This window comes from Thiohalocapsa marina (assembly GCF_008632335.1).
GTDB classification, from domain to species: domain Bacteria; phylum Pseudomonadota; class Gammaproteobacteria; order Chromatiales; family Chromatiaceae; genus Thiohalocapsa; species Thiohalocapsa marina.
The window spans coordinates 185,869-209,864 of record NZ_VWXX01000003.1; the positions used below are offsets into that span (position 1 = coordinate 185,869).

Consider the following 23,996-nt stretch of genomic DNA (forward strand, 5'->3'; position numbering starts at 1 on the left):
TCATGCGTCCTCCACGTCCCACATGGCCTGGTGGAAAGCTTCCTCGATCAGGCGCACCTTCCAGGTCTCTTCGGCCCGGCGGATATTCGGCAGGTTATTGGAGCCGTTCACAAAAATGACGTCGAACTCGCTGTCCTGGGAGTTCAGCCGGTACTTGCGGAACCACTCGTCGAGCATCAGATTGTCCTGCTCCAGGTCGCCGGTCAGCTTGCGCCAGACCACCAGCACTTTTTCCCGGTCGTTCTGGTCGCCGGGGGAACGCAGGGTGTAGCCCTCGACCTTGCGGAAATGCCATTGGCCGTCGTCGGTTTCCTTCGACGTGCCGTCGAGCATCAGCCGGGTATTGGTGTCCCCCGGCAGATCGGCATCGACTTCGCGCTTGAAGGTGGCGGTATAGCCGCGCCAGCGGTCCAGGTGCTCCACATGCAGGCCGATCAGCCAGTTGAAAGTCTCGACCAGATCGACGGCCTTCTCGACGTATTCGTCGGTGCCGGGCTTCTTGACCTTCAGCTTGTAGGCGGTGGGATCGGTAAACCATTGGATGTTGAGGAGGGAGGGACTGCCTTTGGTTTCGAAGTCGAGCCAGTAGTGCAGCATGTAGTCCTGCTTGAACGCCGGATTGGCGGCCACTGCCGTCGCGCGTTGCATGTTCTGGTCGAGACGCAAGTTGGCGAGCGTGTCTTCGTAGGATTCCAGGCGGAGGTATTTGAAGCAGTGGGAGATGCCGGTGTCGCGGGCAGTGGGTTTGCCGTCTTTCCAGTTGTCGGAATAGACCACTTTGGCAGCACGAGGCTTGAGGATGCTGTCAAAATAGCTTCCCATCTCGACAACGATATATTTTCGGCTTCCAGTGTCTTCTCGGTTAAGATTCATAACAGCATGCGCCGTTGTTCCTGATCCCGCAAAATAATCTAATATTATTGAGTCCCTTTCGGAGGTTACGTCTATAATCGTTTTGACAACTGAAACTGGTTTGGGGAAATTTATGACCTTTGATCCCATTATAGAAGAAAGGTCAATATTTCCTTCTCCTTGCTTAATTTTTATTTCCATTGTTGACACGGGCGCGCGCTCAGAGGCTTGGGATGCAAAGCGTTTCTTTCTCGGCTTTCCAGTATTGGGATTCTCTGGCCAATAAACCCTATTGTCCGCCAATAATGCTTCAAACCCAGACTTATCAGTTATCCACCCGAAATCGGGATCGGGTGGATAAACATCGCCTGTATCGGGATTGACGATCTCGTAATGCAAGTTAGGGCGGTCTGATGCATTGGCCTTGCCGGTTAGTGGATCTGTCGTATACGGTCCTCGCTCATCATTATCTGGATTCTTATACGATGAGCGGTCAATTTTACGGCCCGTAATGCTACTGCCAGGTTTCTGGAAAACGTGTACGTACTCGTGATCCGTGGATAACTTCGATAGAACACGGTTGTCGGTGTTTCTTGTTTTCCAAACAAACGATCCCGTATGACAAACAACGCCATTTGACTGGATGGATAGTATGGATGAAGGGGTGTGTTTGTCGTCGAGGGAATAGCTAATTGCCCCGTTTGTGCTTAGGCATGAATAGCTGGCTGTGACTCGGTCATAAAACATACTCATCCACGTTGAGTTGCTGTATCCATCTTTATATATGAATCCATCATTCCCGGTGTTGTAGGGTGGGTCTATATAGATACATCGAATGGATTGCTCGTATTGGAGTTCCAGCATCTTTAGTGCTTGGAAGTTATCTGAATGGATCAGAAGACCATCGCACTGTTCATCCAATTGCTCGATTGACGCTATTAACCGGAGCCTGAAGTCTGCATCGAAGAGCCATGTATCCAGAACGAGCCCTTTGTTGGCTGCGACAAAATCCAGAGTAAGCGGTTCTGAATACCCATTCAGTTCGTCAATGGCAAAAAGCCGAACCCACTCCTCCCGCTGCGCCTCATTCGCCGCAATCTCCGGATAGAACGCCTCGGGAATCCGATCCAGCGTGATGCAATACTGCGTATCCACCACGAATTTTTTCTTCAGCCACAGCTTCTTCTGGAAGTCCTCAAGCTGGGCGAGAAAGTCGATCAAGTGCCGCCCGATCCGTCGCAGCACCTTGACCTTGGCCAGGTAGGTTTCCACCCGCGGTGCCTCGGCGGATTCGATGTCGTCGAGCCGCATGACCTCGTTCTTGATGTAGAAGTCCAGTTCTCGGCGCAGGAATCCGCCCAGGTCCTTGTGGATGAAGTAGTCCATGGTGTTGCGGGCGGTGTACTGGGCCAGGTACTTCTCCAGCAGGGTACGGCCCTTTTCGGCCTCGGTTGGCGCGGGTGTGGTGAGGGCAGCGACATAGTCGTCGGCGCCTGCCAATTCGGGTAGTCGGGTTTTGATGACTTCGGCCGCCTCGGCCAGCCGTTTCTTGCGCCAGGTGCCTTCCTGTCCGGTCTTCTCGGGGTCGGCGCGGTACTGGAACTGGATGACCAGTTCCGGCGCGCCGCTGTCGCCGGTTTCGATTCTGACGGGCTCGGGTTCGTGGATGATGAAGTAGCGTTCGGTCTGCTCGGATGCCTTGACGTTGTTGTGCTCGCCCTCGGTGGCCGCGACGATGCGGCAGTGGACCTTGAGTGGCTTGTGCTCCAGCAGCCCGCCGTGATGTGCCAGGTATTCTTTCGCCTGGGTCGGGTCGAAGGTGAAGTTACTCAGGTACTCCGAGGTCTTGATGTAGTACTGGTCGCGGTTGGCCCAGTGCAGGTAGACCTCGCGGCCGTCATAGGGCACGGCATAGGGCGCGGCCTTGCCGTCGGTCTCGCGGGCGAAGTAGCGGCGGCTCATGAAGTCGCCGTTGTCGTAGTAGCGCTCGAAGAAGCGGTAGAGATGGTCGTAGACGTCGCCCTCGTTGCTGCCGCTGTCCTTGACCGCGTCATAGACTTCCTTGGCTTCCCTTACCTTGGGTGCGGCATCCGGATCGGGGGCGCCGAAGTCTTCGGCCTGTTTGCGGGCGGCTTCGTAGCTTTCCCTAGCCTCGGCGATGCGCGCCTCATCGGCCTCGCCGAATGCTTTCCGGATGATGTCGAGCAGTTCCTCTTCGAGAAACCGGGTCACCTGGCCAGCCTTGGCGTGCATGATGCGGTAGAAGCCGAAATCCAGGTCGGGCTGGTCGAGCTGGAACAGGGTATGCAGCAGGGCGATGAATTTTTGTCTTTTTTCGTCTTTGGTGGCCATGGGGTGTCCCGTGTCAAATCTGCTTCGCCGGGTTTATTGATTCGTTTCCGGGCTTTGTTCGTTGGGGGCGTCACCACCTATGGCAACGGGTCTGCCGTCTCGCCAGATCACGGCGTATTGCCCCAGCCTGCGTTTTTGCTCCAAGGCGTCATGGACTGCCTTGGTCAGGCTGTCCAACATTCTTTGTGTGTCCGGAGATGGTTCCCGGGGTTCGGTTGGCTCTATTCGGCTCATAGTCCTGCCTCCCTGAGAAGGTGTCGAAAATGCCCGTCATGGTAGATGTCGCGCTGATCGCCGCGTTGTTCAAACACCAGTACGGGCTTTTCTTCGTGGTTCATGAAACAGCGGGTTCTCGATACCAAGCCGGCATAGCCCTGAAACAAGCCCGACAGACTTCGAGGAAACCGACGCTGGATGTCAGTGAGCGGAATATCGTGTCCGCCGTGGGCCACCCGTTCCGCGACCCGTTGTTGCGACATCCGCCAATCCGGCAGGGCCAAGTAGACCAGTTCAATGGTCCAGCCGGATTGCATAAGACTCTGAATCAGACTCATGTACATGCGCCCCGATAGCGTGGTCTCGCAGGCAAAGTCACGATATCCGGTTATGTTCTCATTGATTTCATTGAGGAATATTCGGCTTGCGGCCATTTGTTTCCGGCCCGGGTCCAAAGGAGACAAGCCGGCCGCGATAGCATCGGCATTGACGAAATTGCGGCAATTGGCCACTTCCGGCAGGTAGTTCTTTGCGAATGTGGTCTTTCCCGCACCATTCGGCCCCGCGATTATCCAGCAAACCGGCATGATCGAATATCCTTAACCTCGGTACCGTGATACATGGTTGTAGTGACCGACATCGATCAGAATGACGTTGCTGTCTTGTATCTCGGTTGTCAGGGTGATGTGGTAGCTCAGGTTGATCGAGGCCGAGGACTGTACCCCCAGTCGTCCTTGCAAACCCTGTAGCCGCAACGATGGGTGGTGCGGATTCAGTTCCAGCAGCTCCAGGGTCTTCTGGTACTGGCCTCTGATCTCCGGATGTTTCTTCAGAAACTTTTTGGCGCGTTTCAGGTAGCTGTCCGGGTAGATCAGCCTATAGCTCATCGCTCACCCGGCGCATGTGTTCGGCCACGCTTTCGGTGGTGTAGCGGCCCGCGTCCACGTCGGCCCTGGCTTCCTGCAGCGCGGCGGCGAGTTCGTATTCGCGCATCTGGGCATACTTTTCGATGTCCACGATGACGTAACGCTCCTTGCCTCGAACAGAGATGATCACTTCGTCGTCTTCCTTCAGGCGCGCCTCGACGGCGGAGACGCCCTTGGTCTTCAGGTCGTTGGCGGTCAGGGTGCTCATGGGTTGCCTCCGTCTTGAAACAGTACCCGTTAGCGTGCGGCGAATCGTACGATTAGCGGTGCGATTGTAGTCGTTTCGGGCGACCCTTGCACGCGACAGTTTGGCGAAATCTGGCGAGGTATCGGCGATTATTGGCTGATCACACCAGTTCCCAGCGTATCCGGAACAGGAAATGGACCAGGGTCTTCTGTTTCAGCCGCCGCTCCAGGGCATCGATGAGCTGGTCGCGCTTCGACTCGATCTCGTCTTCGACGTCGAAGATCGCCTGGCGCTGGCGGCGCTGGCGCCGTTCCAGGGTCCTGATCTCTTCCTGAAGGGCCTTCTGCTCTTCGACCTGCTCGGCGAGGCGGGCGCGGCGCTTGGTGTCCTTCAGCCGGGATTTGGTGTCCTGCAGGGCCTGTTCGGCAGCGAGGATCTGGTCGTCGGCCCAATGCTCCAGCTTTTCGCGCTCGCGCTGAAAGTATTGGTCGTTTTCGTCCAGGGCGCGGGCCAGCGTGGCCTCGATCTGGCGTTGCGCGGTCTCGGCGAGGTTATCGGGAGCCGTGGCCGGGTTTTCTGTTGCCGTTGTGGCGTCGAGCCCGAACAGGCGGGCGCAGGCGTCCTGGTCGAGCAGTTCGCCGTTGTCGGTGAGCGCGGTGAATACCAGGTGCTCTTCTTTCTCGAAGCTGTGCAGTTCGAGCAGGTTCAGCTCCAGCCAACCGGCCTTCGCCTCAAGGCCCTCAAGGACCGACACCTTGTAGGGGTGGCCACTCAGGTCGAAGCGGAGCCTGGCCTGGGGTGTATCCAGGCGGCGGCCGTGGTCGAGCACGTACTCGCCCAGGGGGTGGCTGAGACGGTAGAGGCGGGCCGTGTCCGAGGTGCCATCGCCCTTGCGGATCAGTTGGTACTCGCCGGTGGGCGCGCCGTGACAGGGCGATGAGGCCAGCCGGAAGCTCAGGGTCTCGTGATCGAAAGTGGCCTTTCCGGCCAGGATGTACCTGGTCAGCAGCCAGAACAGCCGGGCGATGCGGTCGAGGCTTTCTTCAGCGCGCTTGCGCTTGATCTTCAGCAGTTCGTGGATATCCGCATCGAAATGCTCCAGCAGCTTCTGCTCGGTCTCGCGCATGCGCGATTCGATCGAGGCTTCGAGCTCGCTTTGCAGTGCGGCGAACGCGGTTTCGATCGCTTCCGGAGTGCGGCAGGTGTCGTAGATGGCGGCGATGCGTTTCTCGAAATCGACACCGGATTCGATGCGGCCCAGTATCTCGTCGGATGCGCCGAAGACGCCATCGAACAGGTGAAACTTTTCCGAGAGCAGTTCGAGGACGCGGCGGTCGGCCGCGTTGCGCTGGTTGAGAAAGTTGATGACGACCACATCGAAAGCCTGGCCGTAGCGGTGGCAACGGCCGATGCGTTGCTCCACGCGCTGCGGGTTCCAGGGCAGGTCGTAGTTGACCACCAGGGCGCAGAACTGCAGGTTCACACCTTCGGCGGCGGCCTCGGTCGCGACCAGAATTTCGCCTTTGTCACGGAAGTGATCGATGATCGCCGTGCGCTTGTCCACGGCCGGACTACCTGTGATCCGGTCGCTGCCTGCGTGCTCTTTCAGCCAACGCTGATAGATGCCGGTGATGGTCGGCGAGTTGTTGGTGCCGGAGAAGGTGACCACCTTGCCCGCATAGCCGTGGGCTTCTAAGAAGCGCGCGAGGTAGTCCTGCGTGCGGCGGGATTCGGTGAAGATGACCGCCTTGCGCGGCGCGTTCATCTCCATCATGTGTGCAAACCCGGTCTGCAGGGCCTTCAGCAAGGCGTGTGACTTTTCGTCTTCCTTGATGCTGCGGGCGAGGGTGATGTAATGCTCCAGTTCGGCAATCTCGCCGCGCAGGATGACCGGATCGATCTCAGGATCCGGCTTCTTTTGATCCGGGTAGTCAGCGGGGGCTTCCGCTGCCTGGTCGATGGGTTGGTCCGCGCGTTCGTCGTCGATGTCTTCACTGGCGATGAATTGTTCCAGCCAGTCGTCTTCGAGGGTCTTGCCTGCGAGCAACGTGACCAGTCGGCCGTGGATGGTTTCGAGGGTGTTGATGACGGCCTGGGTGGACGAGGCCAGCAGCTTGCGTAGCACCAGCGCGATGAGATGGCGCTGTTGCACCGGGAAGCCATAGGTTTCCTCGCGTTGCAGGTAGGCCGACACCAGATCGTAGAGCCGCTGTTCGTCGGCGCCGGGGGTAAAGGGGATCGTGATCGGCTTGCGTTCGGTGTAGCGGACGTATTCCAGCACCTGGCGGCGCAGGGTGCGGGTGACGAACTCATTGAGCCTGCGTCGCAGCGCGGAACTATCGCCTTCGCCACGCATGTACTGGGCGCGAAAGCTGACGGCATCGCCGAACAGGTGCTCGTCGATGACGGTGGACAGGCCGTACAACTCCAGCAAAGAGTTTTGCAACGGCGTCGCCGTCAACAGCAGCTTGCGGCAGCCAGCCAGCCCTTTCTTGATCGCCTGCCCGGTCTGGTGGCTCTCGCGGTGGGCGTTGCGCAGCTTGTGCGCCTCGTCAATAACTGCCAGGTCCCATGGAATGGTGCGCAACTTGTCAGCGATTCGCGCGGCGAAGTTCAGCGACAGGATGCTGATCTGGGACTGGTCCAGCGGGTTGTACACGCCGCCCTGTTGCAGGTTCTTCCAGGTTCTGGCGTCGAGGATCTGGGTCGGCAGGTGGAACTTCTCCGCCAGTTCGGTGGACCACTGCTTGCGCAACGCGGCAGGGCAGATGACCAGCAGTCGCCGTCTGCGCTCGGCCCAGTACTGACACAGGACCAGCGCGGCCTCGATGGTCTTGCCCAGGCCGACTTCGTCGGCGAGGACGACGCCTTTGGTCAAGGGGTTGCGAAGGGCGAACAGCGCGGCGTCGATCTGGTGGGGGTTCAGGTCAACGCTGGCATCAAACAGCGACTGCGAGATGCGATCGACATCGTCGCCACGCCTGCGGCGCGTCAGCTCCCAGGCAAAATATTTGGCGTGATAGGCGGTGGTCATTTCATGGATTGTTATTTGCGGCCAAGGTGGAATCAAGCCTGGCCTGGCGCCGCTCCATCGCCCGTTTATTGGTGTGTATGTTAGTTGTCGATTTTCGGCTGTCAACCGGCTCGGTGGCTAGAAGACGCCTTCGAAGATCAGGTCGAGATCGATCGCGGCATCCACGCAGTCGAGCTGGACTGCGCCTGCGGTCATTGCCTTGCTCTGACACCTGCTCTGAAAATGCTTTGCGTCCTCCGCGCCTCTGCGGTTGGAAGTTGAAAGCACCGGCACATCGCGCGGCTGATTGAGTTCTTGGCGCCACGCCGCTATGCTGGCGAGTTTGGATTCGCCCCGTCAGGTGGCGATCGGCAGACGAGGCGGCACGCGAGATGACCACGCCCAAGACCATCTACGACAAGATCTGGGATGCGCACGCGGTGCGCACCGACGAGCACGGCACGACGCTGCTCTACATCGACCGGCAACTGGTGCACGAGGTCACCTCGCCGCAGGCCTTCGAAGGACTGCGGCTGGCGGGCCGCAAGCCGCGCCGGGTCGAGGCCAATCTGGCGGTGCCGGATCACAATGTCCCCACCGCCGACCGGCACCTGGGCATTGCCGACCCGGTCTCCCGGCTGCAGGTGGAAACACTGCAGGACAACTGCCGAGAATTCGGCATCACCCTGTTCGACATGGACGACCGGCGCCAGGGCATCGTGCACGTGGTCGGCCCGGAAGAGGGCTTCACCCAGCCGGGCATGACCATCGTCTGCGGCGACAGCCACACCTCCACCCATGGCGCCTTCGGTGCGCTCGCCTTCGGCATCGGCACCTCCGAGGTGGAGCACGTGCTGGCCACGCAGTGCCTGCTGCAGAAGAAGGCGAAGTCCATGCTGGTCAGCATTGACGGCGAGCTGGGCCGCGGCGTCACCGCCAAGGATATCGTGCTGGCGGTGATCGGCGAGATCGGTACCGCCGGCGGCACCGGGCACGTCATCGAGTTCGCCGGCGAGGCCATCCGGGCACTGAGCATGGAAGGGCGCATGACCGTCTGCAACATGACCATCGAGGCCGGCGCCCGCGCGGGGCTGATCGGCATCGACGACACCACCATCGAGTACGTGCGCGGGCGGCCCTTCGCGCCCAAGGGCGAGCTGTTCGAGCAGGCGGCGGCCTACTGGCGCGGCCTCAACTCCGACCCCGGCGCCCAGTACGACCGCGTGGTGCGCATCGACGCCGCCAGCATCCGGCCGCAGGTCACCTGGGGCACCTCGCCGGAGATGGTGCTGCCGGTGGACGGCGTGGTGCCTGACCCGAACGACGCGACCGATCCGGTCAAGGCCGGCGGCATCCGCCAGGCGCTGGCCTACATGGGGCTGACGCCGGGTACGCCGCTGACCGACATCGCCGTGGACAAGGTCTTCATCGGCTCCTGCACCAACGGCCGCATCGAGGACCTGCGTGCCGCCGCCGAGGTGGCCAGGGGACGGCGCAAGGCCGATTCGGTTGCGCTGGCGCTGGTGGTGCCCGGGTCCGGGCTGGTCAAGGAACAGGCCGAGGCCGAAGGGCTGGACCGCATCTTCACCGAGGCCGGCTTCGAATGGCGCGAGCCGGGCTGCTCCATGTGTCTGGCCATGAACGCCGATCGGCTGGCGCCGGGGGAGCGCTGCGCCTCCACCAGCAACCGCAATTTCGAGGGGCGCCAGGGGCAGGGCGGCCGAACCCATCTGGTGAGTCCCGCCATGGCCGCGGCGGCGGCCATCCACGGCCATTTCGTCGACGTTCGGGAGGTCTGACATGCAGCCGTTCGAGAACTTCCGGGGCATCGTCCTGCCGCTGGACCGCGCCAATGTCGATACCGACGCCATCATTCCGAAGCAGTTCCTCAAGTCCATCAAGCGCACCGGCTTCGGGCCAAACCTGTTCGACGAGTGGCGCTACCTGGACCACGGCGAGCCGGGCCAGGACTGCGCCGGCCGGCCGCTGAATCCGGACTTCGTCCTGAACGATCCCAGATACAAGGGCGCCACCATCCTGCTGGCGCGCGACAACTTCGGCTGCGGCTCCTCGCGCGAGCATGCCCCCTGGGCCCTGGCCGACTACGGCTTCCGCGTGCTGATCGCGCCGAGCTTTGCCGACATCTTCCATCAGAATGCGATCAAGAACGGCCTGCTGCCGGTGGTGCTGGACAAGGCACTGATCGATCGTCTGTTCGAGCTGGCCGGCGGCGACCAGCCGCTGGAGCTCGAGGTGGACCTGCACGGGCTCAAGCTGCACCCGGGCCATGGGCACGAGCCCCTTGGACCCATCGACATCGACATCGATCCGTTCCACCGCCACTGCCTGATCCACGGGCTGGATGACATCGGGCTGACCCTGCAGCACGAGGATGCCATCGCCGCCTACGAGCAGCGGCGACGCGCCGAGGCGCCCTGGCTGTTCTCCTGACTGGCGCCGGATCGCATCCGCGTCTTCATCGATTGAGGAATTTCCGTTGAGCAAAAAGATCCTGATTCTCCCTGGCGATGGCATCGGCCCGGAGATCGTGAACGAGGCGGTCAAGGTGCTGCACTGCCTGCGCGACGACTTCGGGCTCGAGGTCGAGCTGACCGACGGGCTGGTGGGCGGCGCCGCCTATGACGCCCACGGACACCCGCTGCCGGAACAGACCGTCGCACTGGCCCGCGCCTCGGATGCGGTGCTGCTGGGTGCCGTCGGTGGCGCCAAGTGGGAACCGCTGCCCATCGCCGTGCGGCCGGAAAAGGGCCTGCTCGGCCTGCGCGCGGAACTGGGGCTGTTCGCCAACCTGCGCCCGGCGATCCTCTACCCGCAACTGGCCAGCGCCTCCACGCTGCGGCCAGAGGTGGTGTCCGGGCTGGACATCCTGATCGTGCGTGAACTCACCGGCGGCATCTACTTCGGTCAGCCGCGCGGCGTCGAGACCCTCGACTCGGGCGAGCGCCGGGGCTTCAACACGCTGGTCTACACCGAGTCGGAGATCGAGCGCATTCTGCGCGTCGCCTTCGACAGCGCCATGCGTCGTGACAAGCGCGTCTGCTCCGTGGACAAGGCCAATGTGCTTGAGTGCACCGAGCTGTGGCGCGAGGTGGCCATGCGCGTCGGCCAGGACTACCCGGAGGTGGAGCTGAGCCACATGTACGTGGACAATGCCGCCATGCAGCTGGTGCGGGCGCCCAAGCAGTTCGACGTCATGGTCACCACCAACATGTTCGGCGACATCCTGTCGGACTGCGCCGCCATGCTCACCGGCTCCATCGGCATGCTGCCGTCGGCGTCGCTGAACGCCAGCGGGCAGGGCATGTACGAGCCGATCCACGGCTCGGCCCCGGACATCGCCGGCAAGGGTGTCGCCAACCCGCTGGCCACCATCCTGTCCACGTCGATGATGCTGCGCTACTCCCTGAACGCTGCCGAGCAGGCGGAGCGGGTGGACGCGGCGGTGTCGACCGTGCTGGAGCAGGGGCTGCGCACGGCGGACATCGCCGCCGACGGCGACAGGCGGGTCGGCACGGCCGAGATGGGCGACGCCGTGGTCGCGGCCCTGCGCGCCGGTTTGTGAGCGGATGCTTGACTGAGGATGACAGCATGAATCGGGTGGGTTTTGTCGGCTGGCGCGGGATGGTCGGCTCGGTGCTGATGGATCGCATGCGCGCGGAGGGCGACTTCGATCTGATCGCCGAGCCGGTGTTCTTCACCACCTCGCAGCAGGGCGAACCCGGACCCGATGTCGGCCGGGGGGCGCAGCCGCTGCGCGATGCGCGCGACCTCGACGCCCTGGCGGCGATGGATGCCATCGTCACCTGCCAGGGCGGCGACTACACCTCGGCGGTGTTCGAGCCGCTGCGCGCGCGGGGCTGGCGGGGCTACTGGATCGATGCGGCATCCACGCTGCGCATGCATTCGGACAGCACCATCGTGCTCGACCCGGTGAATCTTGACGTCATCGAGCAGGCCCTGGCGGACGGCAAGCGCGACTTCATCGGCGGCAACTGCACCGTCAGCCTGATGCTGATGGCCGTGGGCGAACTGCTGCGCCGGGATCTGGTGGAGTGGATCAGCGCCATGACCTATCAGGCCGCCTCCGGCGCCGGCGCACGCAACATGCGCGAACTGCTGCTGCAGATGGGGGCGCTGCGCGACGGCGTCGCCGGGCTGCTCGCGGACGAGCGCAGCTCGATCCTGGACATCGATCGCCAGGTCACCGCGACCATGCGCGGCGACGACTTCCCGGATCAGCTGTTCACCGCGCCGCTGGCCGGCAGCCTCATTCCCTGGATCGACAAGCAGCTGGACAACGGCCAGTCGCGCGAGGAATGGAAGGGCCAGTCGGAGACCAACAAGATCCTCGGCCGGCTCGACGTGCCGGTGCCCATCGACGGCACCTGCGTGCGCATCGGCGCCATGCGCTGCCACAGCCAGGGGCTCACCATCAAGCTGCGTCAGGATGTGCCGCTGGACGAGATCGAGGCCATGATCGCCGCCAGCAACGACTGGGTGCGCGTGGTCCCGAACCAGCGCGAACGCACCGTTGCCGAGCTGTCGCCGGCAGCGGTGACCGGGACCCTGAGCGTTCCGGTGGGGCGTCTGCGCAAGATGAACATGGGCCCAACCTATCTGTCGGCGTTCACCGTCGGCGACCAGCTCCTGTGGGGCGCCGCGGAGCCGCTGCGGCGCATGCTCCGGCTGTTGCTCGGGACGCGCCGGTCCATCGACGTGCGCTGAGCATGCGCGGCACGCTGACCGGCGCCCTTCTCGGCATCCTTCTGCTGCAGTGGGGCGGGGCCCATGCCCTCGGTGTCAGCGCGCTGCGCACCCGGTCGGCGCTGAATCAGCCGTTCCAGGCCGAGATCGACCTGCGCGACATCTCCAGTGAGGAACTGGATGCGGTCAAGGTGCGGCTGGCCAGCGCCGAGGCGTTCGACAAGGCCGGCATCGACCGGCCCTACTTCCTGACGCGGCTCGCATTCACCGCCACCACGTCAGCCGCCGGGCAGCCCATCATCCAGGTCAGCAGCCGCGAGCCCATCCGCGAGCCCTTCCTGGACTTTCTGCTGGAGGTGATCTGGCCGGACGGCCGTCTGGTGCGGCAATACACCGTGCTGCTGGACCCGCCGGATGCGAGCCGGCCGGCCGTCCCCCAGATATCTCAGCCCAGATTGGGAACGGCGCCGCGACAACAGCCGCCGCTGGCGGTGCCGAACGCTCAGCCACTCTCGGCCCAACCAGCGTCCGATCAGTCATCCTCCGACCGGACCGCGACCGCCCTGGTGCGCAAGCGGCCGGTGCTGCCCCCGCAGGCTGCGACCATCCCGTTTCCGCTGGAATACGGCCCGGTGCCGCGGGGTGTCGGACTGCTGCGTCTGGCACAACGGCTGGTGCCGGACGGCGCCACCGTCGAGCAGACCACGCTGGCGCTGTACCGCAACAATCCCCATGCCTTCGCCAACGGCGACATCGATCGGCTCAAGTCCGGGGCGCGATTGCGGATCCCTTCGGCGGAGGCCCTGTTCGCGGTGGACGCCACGACGGCGGAACGCCAGCTGCAGGACGTGTTTGCCGGTCGGCCGTTGCCGCCGGTTCCGATCCCGGGCGCCGTCCTGCCACCTGTCACGCCCCCTGTCCCAGCGGTCGCCCCGGATTCGCCGGCCGCGGAGCTTCGCATCGCTGCGGCCCCGCCGCCGGAGGTGGCTCCGGAGGCAATGCCGGAAGCCGCGCCGGAAGCCCAGACGACGGCCGCTCCGGAGTCCACGCCTGAAGCCGCGCTCGAGCTGCCGCCCCGCAGGCCTGCAGGGGATGACGCCCCGGGCGCTGACACCGCTGTGGGCGAACCGATGGCGGATTCTGATCAGGGGCTGCTGGAGGATCTGCTGCTGCTGCGCGAGGTCAGCGAGGCCAACCGCCAGGAAGCGGCCGAGTTGCGCGTCCGCGTGCGCGACCTGGAGTCGCAGCTCCAGGACATCCGCCAACTGGTCGAATTGCGCAATGATCAGCTCGCCCGCCTGGAGGCCCTGGTGGCGGGGGATGTGGCAACGCCCTCTCAGGCAATCACGGAGCCGGATTCCAGGCCGGCCTCGGACGCAGCTTCGCAACCAGGGTCGACGCTGGCGGCGACATCAGAGCCGGCGTCGGAGCCGGCGTCGGAGCCGGTTGCGGAGCCGGCACTCACGCCTCCGCCAGCGGCTCCGCCGGCCCCGCCTGCAGCGCAGGGCGGGCTGCTCGACGCGGTGCTTGACTTCCTGGCCCGGTTGCCGCTCTGGGCGAAGCTGGCGGCCGTGGCTGCGTTGGCCGGGGGGCTGCTGTTCAACCAGCGGCGTCGGCAGCAGGCCGAGGCGCAGGCGACGGAGAAGGCAGCGAAAGGGGGGGGTGACAAAAAGGCACCAAAGGCCGGTCGCCAACAGGCGCCGGAACCCGGCGCGAAAGCGCCGGCGGGGGCCGCCTTTGAACGGCTGCTCCAGCGCATGCGCGGGCGCCTGCAGGCATTCGTGGCCGCGCTGAGGCAGCGCCTGCCCGGTTCGTCCCGTCGTGCTGCGCAAGACCGTGACAGGGAGCCCAGCCTCGCCCCCGTCGGCGAGGCAGCAGGCACGGTCTCGAGTTTGGAGCCGGAGTTGGGGGCCGCCGATGCAGTAGTCGGCGGTGCGGCGTCCGCAGCGACTGCCGCGATCGGCGCCCCGATCAGCGGCCCGGCCGAGTCCGACGAGGTGCTGGAGGCGGGCCTTCCGCCGGAGGCGCCGCCGGAGGAGACCTTCGCGGTGCTGTCGGGACAGGTGGAGACCGAGGAGACCGACGTACTCGCCGAGGCGGACATCTACATCCTGTACGGGCGGTATCGCGACGCCGTGGAGGTGCTAGAACAGGCGCTGCAGCTGACACCGGCGCGGGTCGAACTGAAGTACAAGCTGGCCGAGGCCTTGCGAGCCGACGGCGACGACGTGGCGCTGGCCGACCTGATGCAACGGATGCAGGCGGACGGCGACGATGCCGCCGATCCCGCGGCCTGGGCGCGGCTCGGACGCGCACGCGACGACATGGGCCCGTCTGGCCCGGAGGCGCCGGCCTTCGCGACGGAAGAGGAAGATCTGGACCTCGATCTGGAGGCCCTGGACCGCTTGACCCAGCAGGCCGAGTCGGGCGGCAAGCCGCGGCTCCAGCCCGCGTCCCCGCCGCCGGTCCAGGTCGGCGAAGCGGACCTGGGCCCGGACGATCTGTCCTTGCCCGAACTGTCGCTGCCGGACCTGAATCTGCCGGACTCGAATCCGCCGGAATCGAATCCGCCGGAATCGAAGGAGACGGCGCTGAACGAGTTGACGCTGGATGAGCCAGCCTTGAACGCCCCGGACCTGAGCCTTCCGGAACCGGTGTTGCCGACCCCTGGCGACCCGGGGACGCAGCCGCCGACGGGGCTCCAGGCACCGGCCGTGGAGCCCGCGTCCGAAGCGGATTCGCCGCCCGAAGCGCTCGACCTGGAGCTGAATCTGCGTCTCGATGTCGAGCCCGGCCTTAGCGATGATTCGGCGCCGTCGACCTCGCAGCCGGCCCGCCCGGAGCCGGCGTCGCCATTCGCCACCGACGGCGATGCCCTGGACGCGCCGGCCATGAAGCTGGATCTGGCCCGGGCCTATCTCGAGATGGACGACGCCGACGCGGCGCGTACCTTGCTGGCGGAGGTCCGCGCGGACGGCAATGCCGAACAGCAGGCCCAGGCCCAGGCGCTGCTGGAGCAGCTGGGATGATCGACTCAACCCCCAGGGCCCCGGCATTGCAACGCATCGCCATGGGCATCGAGTATGATGGCTCGCGCTACAGCGGCTGGCAGACGCAGCATCATGCCCGTTCGGTACAGCAGACCCTGGAACAGGCCATCGCATCGGTGGCCGATCATGCGCTGCGCGTGCATTGCGCCGGCCGCACCGACAGCGGGGTGCACGGGCTTGGCCAGGTGGTGCATTTCGATTCCGCGGCGTCCCGTAGCGAGCGCGCCTGGGTCCTGGGCACCAATGCCAACCTGCCGGACGATGTGGCAGTGCGCTGGGCCACGCCCGTCGCACCGGATTTTCACGCCCGCTTCAGTGCAACGGGCCGGCACTATCGTTACCTGATCCTGTGCCAGCCCACCCGCTCCGCGCTCTGGCGTGACCGCGCGGTCTGGACCCACCGAACGCTGCAGGCGGCACCCATGCGCCAGGCCGCTGCGGCCCTGGTGGGGCGGCACGATTTCAGCAGCTTTCGCGCGCTCGCCTGCCAGGCCAAGAGTCCGGTGCGTACCATTCGCTATCTGCACATCGAGCAGCGCGGTGCATTCTTCGAACTGCGTGTCGGCGCCGACGGCTTCCTGCACCACATGGTGCGCAACCTTGCCGGGGTGCTGATGGCCATCGGGCGTGGCGATGCCCCGGTGAGCTGGACCAGCGAGCTGCTGGCGCTGCGCGACCGGCGCCGTGGCGGGGTCACGGCGCCGCCCCAGGGACTGTATCTGGCAGGCGTGGATTACCCGCAGCGGTTCGCCCTGCCGGTGCCCGGCGACGCGGATCCGCTGTCTGTGCTCTAATCTGCCGAAGGCAATGCGGATGGTATGCTGATGAATCGACGAACCCGCGTTAAGATTTGCGGTCTGACGCGCGAGCAGGATGTGGCGGACGCGGTGGCCCTAGGTGCCGACGCCATCGGTCTAGTGTTCCACGCGCCAAGCCCGCGGGCGGTGTCGGTGGAACTGGCCGCGGCGCTGACGGCGACGGTGCCGGCCTTCGTCACCGTGGTAGGGCTGTTCGTCGATGCCGAGGCGGAGCGGGTACGCGAGGTGCTGCGGCGGGTGCCCCTGGGGGCGTTGCAGTTCCACGGCCGCGAAGAACCGACCTATTGCGCGGCCTTCGGGCATCCCTGGATCAAGGCCCTGGCCATGCGCGACGGCATCGATGCCATGGCCGAGGCGCGGCGCTACGGCGGCGCCGCCTCACTGCTGCTGGATACGTTCGATCCGCGTGTGGCCGGCGGCACCGGACGGCGCTTCGACTGGGACCTGATTCCCGCGGCGCTGGCCGGTCGGATCATCCTCGCCGGCGGCCTCGATGCCGGCAATGTCGCCGCCGCCGTCGCCCGCGTGCAGCCGCACGCGGTGGACGTCAGCGGCGGCGTCGAGTCGGCCCGGGGCATCAAGGATCGCCTCAAGATCGCTGAATTCATGCAAGGGGTACGCAATGGCGACCAGACCCGATCAAACGACTGACCCGCGCTCACCGACGGTGGGCGCCGACGGCTATCACTGGCCGGATGCGAACGGGCACTTCGGCCCGTACGGCGGCATGTTCGTGCCGGAGACCCTGATGCATCCGCTGATGGAACTGCGCGAGGCCTACGAGCGCTATCTCGGCGATGCGGACTTCGTGCGCGAGCTCGAGAGCGACCTGCGCGACTACGTGGGGCGTCCGTCGCCGCTCTATCATGCCGAGCGCTGGAGCCGTGAATTGGGCGGGGCGCAGATCTTCCTCAAGCGCGAGGACCTCAATCACACCGGCGCGCACAAGATAAACAACACCATCGGCCAGGCGCTGCTGGCGCGGCGCATGGGCAAGACGCGCATCATCGCCGAGACCGGCGCCGGTCAGCACGGCGTGGCCTCCGCCACCGTGGCCGCTCGCATGGGGCTCGAGTGCATCGTCTACATGGGCGAGGTGGACGTGGCCCGGCAGGAGGCCAATGTCTACCGCATGCGCCTGCTGGGCGCCGAGGTGGTGTCGGTGAAGTCCGGCTCGCGCACACTCAAGGACGCGCTGAACGAGGCCATGCGCGACTGGGTGACCAACATCGACAACACCTTCTACATCATCGGCACCGTCGCCGGGCCGCACCCCTATCCGGCCATGGTGCGCGACTTCCAGTCGGTGATCGGCCGCGAGGCCCGGGCACAGATGCTCGAGCGCACCGGGCGCCTGCCGGACGCGCTGGTGGCCTGCGTCGGTGGCGGCTCCAATGCCATCGGCCTGTTCTATCCCTTCATCGACGATGCCGAGGTGGCCATCCACGGCGTCGAGGCAGCCGGCGACGGCCTGGCCACCGGGCGCCATGCGGCGCCGCTGTGCGCCGGCTCGCCGGGGGTGCTGCACGGCAACCGCACCTATCTGATGGAGGATGTCGACGGCCAGATCATCGAGACCCACTCCATCTCCGCCGGGCTGGACTATCCGGGTGTCGGTCCGGAGCACGCCTGGCTCAAGGACTCCGGCCGCGCCAACTATGTGGCCGTGACCGACAGCGAGGCCCTGGCCGCGTTCCATGCCCTGACGCGCACCGAGGGCATCATTCCGGCCCTGGAGACCAGCCATGCGCTGGCCTATGCGACCAAGCTGGCACCCACCATGCGCAAGGACCAGACCATCGTCATCAGTCTCTCCGGCCGCGGCGACAAGGACATGCACACCGTGGCCCAACTCGACGGGATCAAGCTATGAGCCGTATTGCAGGCATGTTCCAGCGACTGGGTGCCGAGGACCGCACGGCGCTGATCCCGTTCGTCACCGCTGGCGATCCGTCGCCGGAAGTCACAGTGCCGCTGATGCATCGGATGGTGGCCGCCGGCGCCGACCTGATCGAGCTCGGTGTGCCATTCTCCGACCCCATCGCCGACGGTCCGGTGATCCAGCGGGCCACCGAGCGGGCGCTGGCCCGGGGTGTGCGCCTGCGCGACGTGCTGGACATGGTGCGGCGCTTTCGCGAGCAGGATAGCGAGACCCCGGTGGTGCTGATGGGTTATCTGAATCCCATCGAGATCATGGGCCATGGCGCCTTCGCCGCCGCCGCCCGCGAGGCCGGCGTGGACGGCGCGCTGGTGGTGGACGTGCCGCCGGAGGAGGGGCACGACCTGGTGGAGGCCCTGCGGGCGGAGAATCTGGACCTGGTCTATCTGCTGGCGCCCACCTCGGACGGCGAGCGCATCCGACGCATCGGGGCGGTGGCCTCCGGCTTTGTCTACTATGTGTCCGTCAAGGGCGTGACCGGTGCCGGCAACCTGGACGTGGAGGGCGTCGCCGCCAAGCTGGCGGAGATCCGCGCGCGCATCGACCTGCCGGTGGGAGTCGGCTTCGGCATCAAGGATGCCGACGACGCCGCACGGGTGTCCGCCGTGGCCGACGCGGTCATCGTGGGCAGCGCCATCGTCGGGCGCATCGAGCAGTTGGCCGACACCCCGGAGCAGATACCGGAGGTGGTGGCCGGGTTCATTGCCGAGCTGCGCCAGGCCATCGACACGGCGTCCCATGCCTAGTCCCGGCCGCCTGTTCAGCCGGTCAGGGGCCGAAGGAGAGCATATGAGCTGGTTCGAGAAGCTGATTCCAAGCCGCATCCGTACCGAGGCCAACAGCAAGCGCGCGGTGCCCGAGGGCCTGTGGCACAAGTGCCCCGGCTGTGGTGCCGTGCTGTATCGTGCGGAGCTCGAGCGCAATCTCGAGGTCTGCCCGAAGTGCAACTATCACAACCGCATCGGTGCCCGGCGACGCCTGGATCTGTTTCTGGACGACGAGCCCCGGGAGGAGATCGGCAGCGACCTGGAATCCGTCGATCCGCTGCGCTTCAAGGATCTGAAAAAGTACAAGGACCGGCTGTCCCAGGCGCAGAAGCTCACCAGCGAGAAGGAGGCCCTGGTGGTGATGCGCGGCCAGGTGCAGCAGGTGGGCTGCGTCGCGGCGGCGTTCGAATTCAGCTTCATGGGCGGTTCCATGGGCTCGGTGGTGGGCGAGCGGTTCGTGCGCGGCGTCGATGCGGCGTTGCAGGACGACCTGGCCATGGTGTGCTTTTCTGCCAGTGGTGGCGCGCGGATGCAGGAGTCGCTGTTCTCCCTGCTGCAGATGGCCAAGACCAGCGCCGCCCTGGGGCGTCTGCGCGAGCGGGGCCTGCCGTTCATTTCGGTGATGACCGATCCCACCATGGGCGGGGTCTCCGCCAGCCTGGCCATGCTGGGCGACATCAATATCGCCGAGCCGAACGCGCTCATCGGCTTTGCCGGTCCGCGGGTCATCGAACAGACCGTCCGCGAGAAGCTGCCGGAGGGCTTTCAGCGCAGTGAGTTCCTGCTGGAGCACGGTGCCCTGGACCAGATCTGCGACCGCCGCGACCTGCGCGAGCGCATCGCCGACCTGGTGGCCATGCTGACGGGGCGACCGCGGCCTTGATCCGCCGGCGGCCAGCGGAGGCGGTCTGCGCGCGGGTGGTCGGTGGCGGATGTCGCCGGGCCGTTGCAGGCTGCGCCCATGCGGCATAAGACCCTGCCGGACTGGTTGGCGTGGCAGGAAACCCTGCATCCGGACCGCATCGACCTGCGGCTGGAGCGGGTCGGCCAGGTGTGGTCGCGGCTCGGGCCGGCACGGTTTCCCTGTCCGGTCATCACCGTCGGCGGGACCAACGGCAAAGGCTCCTGTGTGGCCTACCTGGACGCCATCTACCGCGCCGCCGGCTACCGTTGCGGCTGCTACACCTCGCCGCATCTGCTGCGCTACAACGAACGCATCCGCATCGACGGCGCCGAGGTCTCCGATGAGGCGATCTGCGAGGCCTTCGCACGCATCGACGCCGCCCGCGGTGACAGCCTGCTGACCTACTTCGAGTTCGGCACCCTGGCGGCGCTGGACCTGTTCGTCCGTGCCGAGCTCGACGTGGTGGTGCTCGAGGTCGGTCTTGGTGGGCGGCTGGATGCGGTCAACATCATCGATGCGGACGTCGCCGTTGTCACCAGCATCGGTTCCGATCATCTGGAATGGCTCGGCACGCGCCCGGAGCAGATCGCGTTCGAGAAGGCCGGCATCTTCCGCGATGGCCGACCGGCCGTCATCGGCCAGCGGGATGCGCCGTCGCGGCTGCGCACGCGGGCGCTGGAGATCGGCGCCCGGCCGCTACAACTCGGGCGTGAGTACGACTACCGCCTCGGCGCCGGGCAGGCGGTCGGCGACTGGGACTGGCAGGGTCCGGCGGGGGCCGCGCGCGGGGCGCTGCCGGCGCCGGCCCTGCGCGGGCGGTTCCAGTACGACAACGCCGCCGCCGCGCTCTGCGCCATCGACTGCCTGCAGGCGCAGCGGCCGGTGCCCAATGCGGCCGTGCGCCAGGGGTTGTTGCGGGTGCAGCTCCGCGGCCGGTTCACGGTGCTGCCGGGGCCGGTCACCTGGATACTGGACGTGGCGCACAATGCCGAGGCGGCCCAGGCGCTGGCAGCCAACCTGGCCGCCTATCCCCGCAGCGGCAAGCTGATGGCGGTGTTTTCACTGCTGGCGGACAAGGACGCCGCCGCGGTGGTGCAGGCCCTGGCGGATCAGGTCGCGCACTGGCATCTGACCCTGGCGCCCAACATCCGCGCCATGTCGCTTGAGCAACTGCAGGGCGCCGCCGACGCCCGGGCGCCCGGCGCCCGCTCGGTCTGCCATGCGGACGTCGAGCGCGCGCTGGCGGCGGCGGCCGCCGCGGCGGAACCCGGCGACTGCGTGCTGGTGTTCGGCTCCTTCACCATGGTCGAGGCGGCACTGCGCAGCCCCTGGATCGCTCCTGTATAATCCCGACACGCAGAAGACTCGGCGCGACTTCCGCCGCCGCTGGTACGGAGAGACTGATGGACGAAGGTGCGAAACGACGCTTGGTCGGGGCCACGGTGCTGGTTGCCCTGGCCGTGGTCTTCGTGCCGATGCTCGTCGATGACAAGGGCTCCGACGATCTCGGCGAGCCGATCATCATCCCGGATGCACCGGATTTCGACGCGGCCTACGAGGGCTCTGGCCAGGATGCGTCCTTCCAGCCGCCCCCGGCCGACGTGACCGTCCCCGACAGCCGCCAGCCGGAGCTGACGCCCGCGCTGCCCGTTCCCGAACCCCCATCCGGCGCAGAAGACCTGACGCCGTTCGCGCCCGAACCCGTTGTCGAGTCCTTTCCGGAACCGGTTCCGGAACCGTCCGGCGAGCCGGTGGCCAGACCCAGGCCCTCCGACGCCGAGCCGACACCTGTCCGCAAGCCGCCGCCCCCGCCACGGCCGCAGCCCGCGGAGCCTGTGAAACAGCCGTCGGTGCCGGCGGGCACGCAGTCATGGATCGTGCAGGTGGCCAGCCTGGGCTCGGCCGAGGCGGCGAAGAGCCTGCAGGACAGCCTGCGTGACAAGGGCTTCCCGGCCTTCGTTGAGCAGGCCGTGGTCGGCGGCAAACGGTACTATCGGGTGCGCGTCGGGCCGGATATCGACCGCGCCCGGGCCGAGCGTACGGCGCGTCAGCTTCAGGCGGAGACCGGCAACAAGCCGTTGGTCCAGCAGTATCGGTGAGACAGGGCCGAAGCTGCATTTTCACGGGACGTCCAACATGACGTACAGCATCGTTTCTCCGGGAGTCGCACCACATGATCTGGGTTGACTACGTCATCATCGGCGTCATCGCGCTGTCCGCCATCATCGGACTCGCCCGCGGGCTGATCCGCGAGGTGCTTGCCCTGGCCGTGTGGGTCTGCGCCCTGCTGGCGGCCTGGTTCTTCTACGGGCCCGTGGCGACGCAACTCGAGCCCTGGATCGCCACGCCGTCGGTGCGCCTGGGGGCGGCCGTCATCATCCTGGTGTTCGGTGTGCTGCTGCTCGGCGCGCTGCTGGGCTGGCTGCTGTCGATGCTGGTGGACGCTACCGGCCTGACCGGCACCGACCGACTGCTGGGGATGGTATTCGGCGCCGGACGCGGGGCGGTGGTGGTCGCGCTGGTGGTGTTCCTGGCCGCGCTGACACCCATCGTCGAGGATCCCTGGTGGTCGCAGTCGCAACTGCTGCCGAAGTTTCAATTGCTCGCCGACCTCATGCTGGACCTGATCCCGCCGGAGGTCACCGAGCGCATCAAGTCTTTCTGATGCGGTTTCGCCGTCCGGCCCGTGCTTCGCAGGCCGATGGCCGTCGTCAATGCAGTGAGGTAGCCCATGTGCGGCATCGTCGGGATCGTCGGTAAACGCCCGGTCAACCAGTTCCTTTACGACGCTCTGCTGGTGTTGCAGCATCGCGGCCAGGATGCCGCGGGGATTGTCACCAGCGATGGCGAGAAGCTGCACATGCGCAAGGACAATGGCCTGACCCGCGATGTCTTTCGCACCCGGCACATGATCCAGCTGCGGGGGCACATGGGCGTGGGCCATGTGCGCTATCCCACCGCCGGGGCGTCCAGCTCCGCCGAGGCGCAGCCGTTCTATGTCAATTCGCCCTACGGCATCGTGCTGGCGCACAACGGCAACCTGACCAACGCCGACGAACTCAAGCGCGAGGTCTTCGTCGACGATCTGCGCCACATCAACACCGAGTCCGATTCCGAGATCCTGCTCAACGTCTTCGCCCACGAACTGCAGTTACAGAACAAGCTGCGCATCGACGAGCAGGACATCTTCCGCGCCGTGGAGGGCGTTCACCGGCGCTGCCGCGGGGGGTACGCGGCGGTGGCCATGATCCCCGGCTTCGGCATCTTCGGCTTTCGCGATCCCCACGGCATCCGGCCCATCGTCTACGGCAAGCGCGAGACGGACGCCGGCACCGAGTACATGATCGCCTCCGAGAGCGTTGCGCTGGATACCCTGGGGTTCAAGCTCATTGCCGACGTGGCCCCGGGGGAGTGCGTGCTGGTGGATGCCAACGGCGAGCTGCACACCCGCCAGTGCGCGCCGCAGCCGGTGCTGTCGCCGTGTATCTTCGAGTTCGTCTACTTTGCCCGTCCGGACTCGATCATCGACAACATCTCCGTGCACAAGGCCAGGTCGCGCATGGGCAAGAAGCTGGCGGCCAAGATCAAGCGGGTCTGGCCGGATCACGACATCGATGTTGTGATTCCGGTGCCTGACACCAGCCGCACAGCGGCCTTGCAACTGGCCAACCAGCTCGGCGTTCCCTATGCCGAGGGATTCATCAAGAACCGCTATATCGGGCGCACCTTCATCATGCCGGGGCAGACCATCCGCAAGAAGTCCGTGCGCCAGAAACTGAACGCCATCGATCTGGAGTTCCGCAAGAAAAACGTGCTATTGGTGGACGACTCCATCGTCCGCGGCACTACCTCGCAGCAGATCATTCAGATGGCGCGTGATGCCGGCGCCCGGCGAGTGTATTTCGCCTCGGCGGCGCCGCCGGTGCGATACCCGAACGTTTACGGCATCGATATGCCGGCGGCGAGCGAGCTCATCGCGCACAACCGCACCGAGCGCCAGATCGAGCGCGCGCTGGGCACCGACAAGCTGATCTTCCAGGACCTGCAGGACCTGATCAACGCGGTGCAGAAGAAGGGCAAGAGCCTGGTGGACCGGTTCGACACCTCGGTGTTCGACGCCGTCTACGTCACCGGTGACGTGACCCCGGACTACCTCAGCAGCCTGGAACAGACGCGCAACGACAGCGCCAAGCAGCAGCGCTCGCGGCACAACGAGACCGTGCTTGAAATGCACAACAACGCCTGAT

General features: G+C 65.5%; 19 protein-coding genes. 14 read left to right on the plus strand and 5 right to left on the minus strand.

Annotation, left to right across the window (positions count from 1 at the left end; genetic code table 11):
* From F2Q65_RS03670 to F2Q65_RS03695, 5 genes are all read right to left on the minus strand, one after another.
* Nucleotides 1-3,204 carry a site-specific DNA-methyltransferase gene (locus F2Q65_RS03670; RefSeq protein WP_150090526.1) on the minus strand — a complete coding sequence of 1,068 codons (3,204 nt, stop codon included), beginning with the start codon at nt 3,202-3,204 and terminating at the stop codon, nt 1-3.
* A gap of 230 nt (nt 3,205-3,434) precedes the next feature.
* Nucleotides 3,435-4,007, minus strand: a complete 573-nt coding sequence (locus F2Q65_RS03680) for an ATPase (RefSeq protein WP_150090530.1) — start codon at nt 4,005-4,007, stop codon at nt 3,435-3,437.
* A 12-nt stretch (nt 4,008-4,019) separates the two neighbouring features.
* On the minus strand, nt 4,020-4,307 hold the full coding sequence (locus F2Q65_RS03685; RefSeq protein WP_150090532.1) for a type II toxin-antitoxin system RelE/ParE family toxin: 288 nt from the start codon (nt 4,305-4,307) through the stop codon (nt 4,020-4,022).
* Nucleotides 4,297-4,554: a type II toxin-antitoxin system prevent-host-death family antitoxin gene (locus F2Q65_RS03690; protein WP_150090534.1), complete on the minus strand. Its 258-nt coding sequence runs from the start codon at nt 4,552-4,554 to the stop codon at nt 4,297-4,299. Before F2Q65_RS03690 ends, F2Q65_RS03685 begins: the two co-directional genes overlap by 11 nt.
* A gap of 139 nt (nt 4,555-4,693) precedes the next feature.
* Entirely contained in the window at nt 4,694-7,567 is a 2,874-nt protein-coding gene (locus F2Q65_RS03695; protein WP_150090537.1) for an SNF2-related protein, read from the minus strand.
* A 371-nt stretch (nt 7,568-7,938) separates the two neighbouring features.
* On the opposite strand from F2Q65_RS03695, the gene leuC reads away from it, so the two are divergent.
* From leuC to purF, 14 genes are all read left to right on the plus strand, one after another.
* On the plus strand, nt 7,939-9,345 hold the full coding sequence (leuC, locus tag F2Q65_RS03700; RefSeq protein WP_150090539.1) for a 3-isopropylmalate dehydratase large subunit: 1,407 nt from the start codon (nt 7,939-7,941) through the stop codon (nt 9,343-9,345).
* A 1-nt stretch (nt 9,346) separates the two neighbouring features.
* Entirely contained in the window at nt 9,347-9,997 is a 651-nt protein-coding gene (gene leuD / locus F2Q65_RS03705; RefSeq protein WP_150090541.1) for a 3-isopropylmalate dehydratase small subunit, read from the plus strand.
* A 46-nt stretch (nt 9,998-10,043) separates the two neighbouring features.
* The gene (leuB, locus tag F2Q65_RS03710) at nt 10,044-11,129 is read left to right on the plus strand and encodes a 3-isopropylmalate dehydrogenase (RefSeq protein WP_150090543.1); all 1,086 of its coding nucleotides are present in this window, start codon (nt 10,044-10,046) and stop codon (nt 11,127-11,129) included.
* Nucleotides 11,130-11,155: 26 nt separating this feature from the next.
* Nucleotides 11,156-12,292: an aspartate-semialdehyde dehydrogenase gene (asd, locus tag F2Q65_RS03715; protein ID WP_150090545.1), complete on the plus strand. Its 1,137-nt coding sequence runs from the start codon at nt 11,156-11,158 to the stop codon at nt 12,290-12,292.
* 2 nt (nt 12,293-12,294) lie between these two features.
* The gene (locus F2Q65_RS03720; protein ID WP_150090547.1) at nt 12,295-15,300 is read left to right on the plus strand and encodes a FimV/HubP family polar landmark protein; all 3,006 of its coding nucleotides are present in this window, start codon (nt 12,295-12,297) and stop codon (nt 15,298-15,300) included.
* The gene (gene truA / locus F2Q65_RS03725) at nt 15,297-16,115 is read left to right on the plus strand and encodes a tRNA pseudouridine(38-40) synthase TruA (RefSeq protein WP_246155950.1); all 819 of its coding nucleotides are present in this window, start codon (nt 15,297-15,299) and stop codon (nt 16,113-16,115) included. The genes F2Q65_RS03720 and truA overlap by 4 nt, the downstream gene beginning before the upstream one ends.
* Before the next feature lie 30 nt (nt 16,116-16,145).
* Nucleotides 16,146-16,790: a phosphoribosylanthranilate isomerase gene (locus F2Q65_RS03730; protein WP_150090549.1), complete on the plus strand. Its 645-nt coding sequence runs from the start codon at nt 16,146-16,148 to the stop codon at nt 16,788-16,790.
* Entirely contained in the window at nt 16,762-18,012 is a 1,251-nt protein-coding gene (gene trpB / locus F2Q65_RS03735; RefSeq protein ID WP_150090551.1) for a tryptophan synthase subunit beta, read from the plus strand. Before F2Q65_RS03730 ends, trpB begins: the two co-directional genes overlap by 29 nt.
* Entirely contained in the window at nt 18,009-18,824 is an 816-nt protein-coding gene (gene trpA, locus F2Q65_RS03740) for a tryptophan synthase subunit alpha (protein WP_150090553.1), read from the plus strand. Before trpB ends, trpA begins: the two co-directional genes overlap by 4 nt.
* A gap of 43 nt (nt 18,825-18,867) precedes the next feature.
* On the plus strand, nt 18,868-19,728 hold the full coding sequence (gene accD, locus F2Q65_RS03745) for an acetyl-CoA carboxylase, carboxyltransferase subunit beta (protein ID WP_150090555.1): 861 nt from the start codon (nt 18,868-18,870) through the stop codon (nt 19,726-19,728).
* Nucleotides 19,729-19,806: 78 nt separating this feature from the next.
* Nucleotides 19,807-21,096, plus strand: a complete 1,290-nt coding sequence (folC, locus tag F2Q65_RS03750; RefSeq protein WP_150090557.1) for a bifunctional tetrahydrofolate synthase/dihydrofolate synthase — start codon at nt 19,807-19,809, stop codon at nt 21,094-21,096.
* 56 nt (nt 21,097-21,152) lie between these two features.
* The gene (locus F2Q65_RS03755) at nt 21,153-21,848 is read left to right on the plus strand and encodes an SPOR domain-containing protein (protein ID WP_150090559.1); all 696 of its coding nucleotides are present in this window, start codon (nt 21,153-21,155) and stop codon (nt 21,846-21,848) included.
* 74 nt (nt 21,849-21,922) lie between these two features.
* Entirely contained in the window at nt 21,923-22,414 is a 492-nt protein-coding gene (locus tag F2Q65_RS03760; protein ID WP_150090562.1) for a CvpA family protein, read from the plus strand.
* Between the two features lie 66 nt (nt 22,415-22,480).
* Nucleotides 22,481-23,995, plus strand: coding sequence for an amidophosphoribosyltransferase (gene purF, locus F2Q65_RS03765; protein ID WP_150090564.1), 1,515 nt, complete (start codon nt 22,481-22,483; stop codon nt 23,993-23,995).
* Nucleotide 23,996 lies beyond the last annotated feature (1 nt).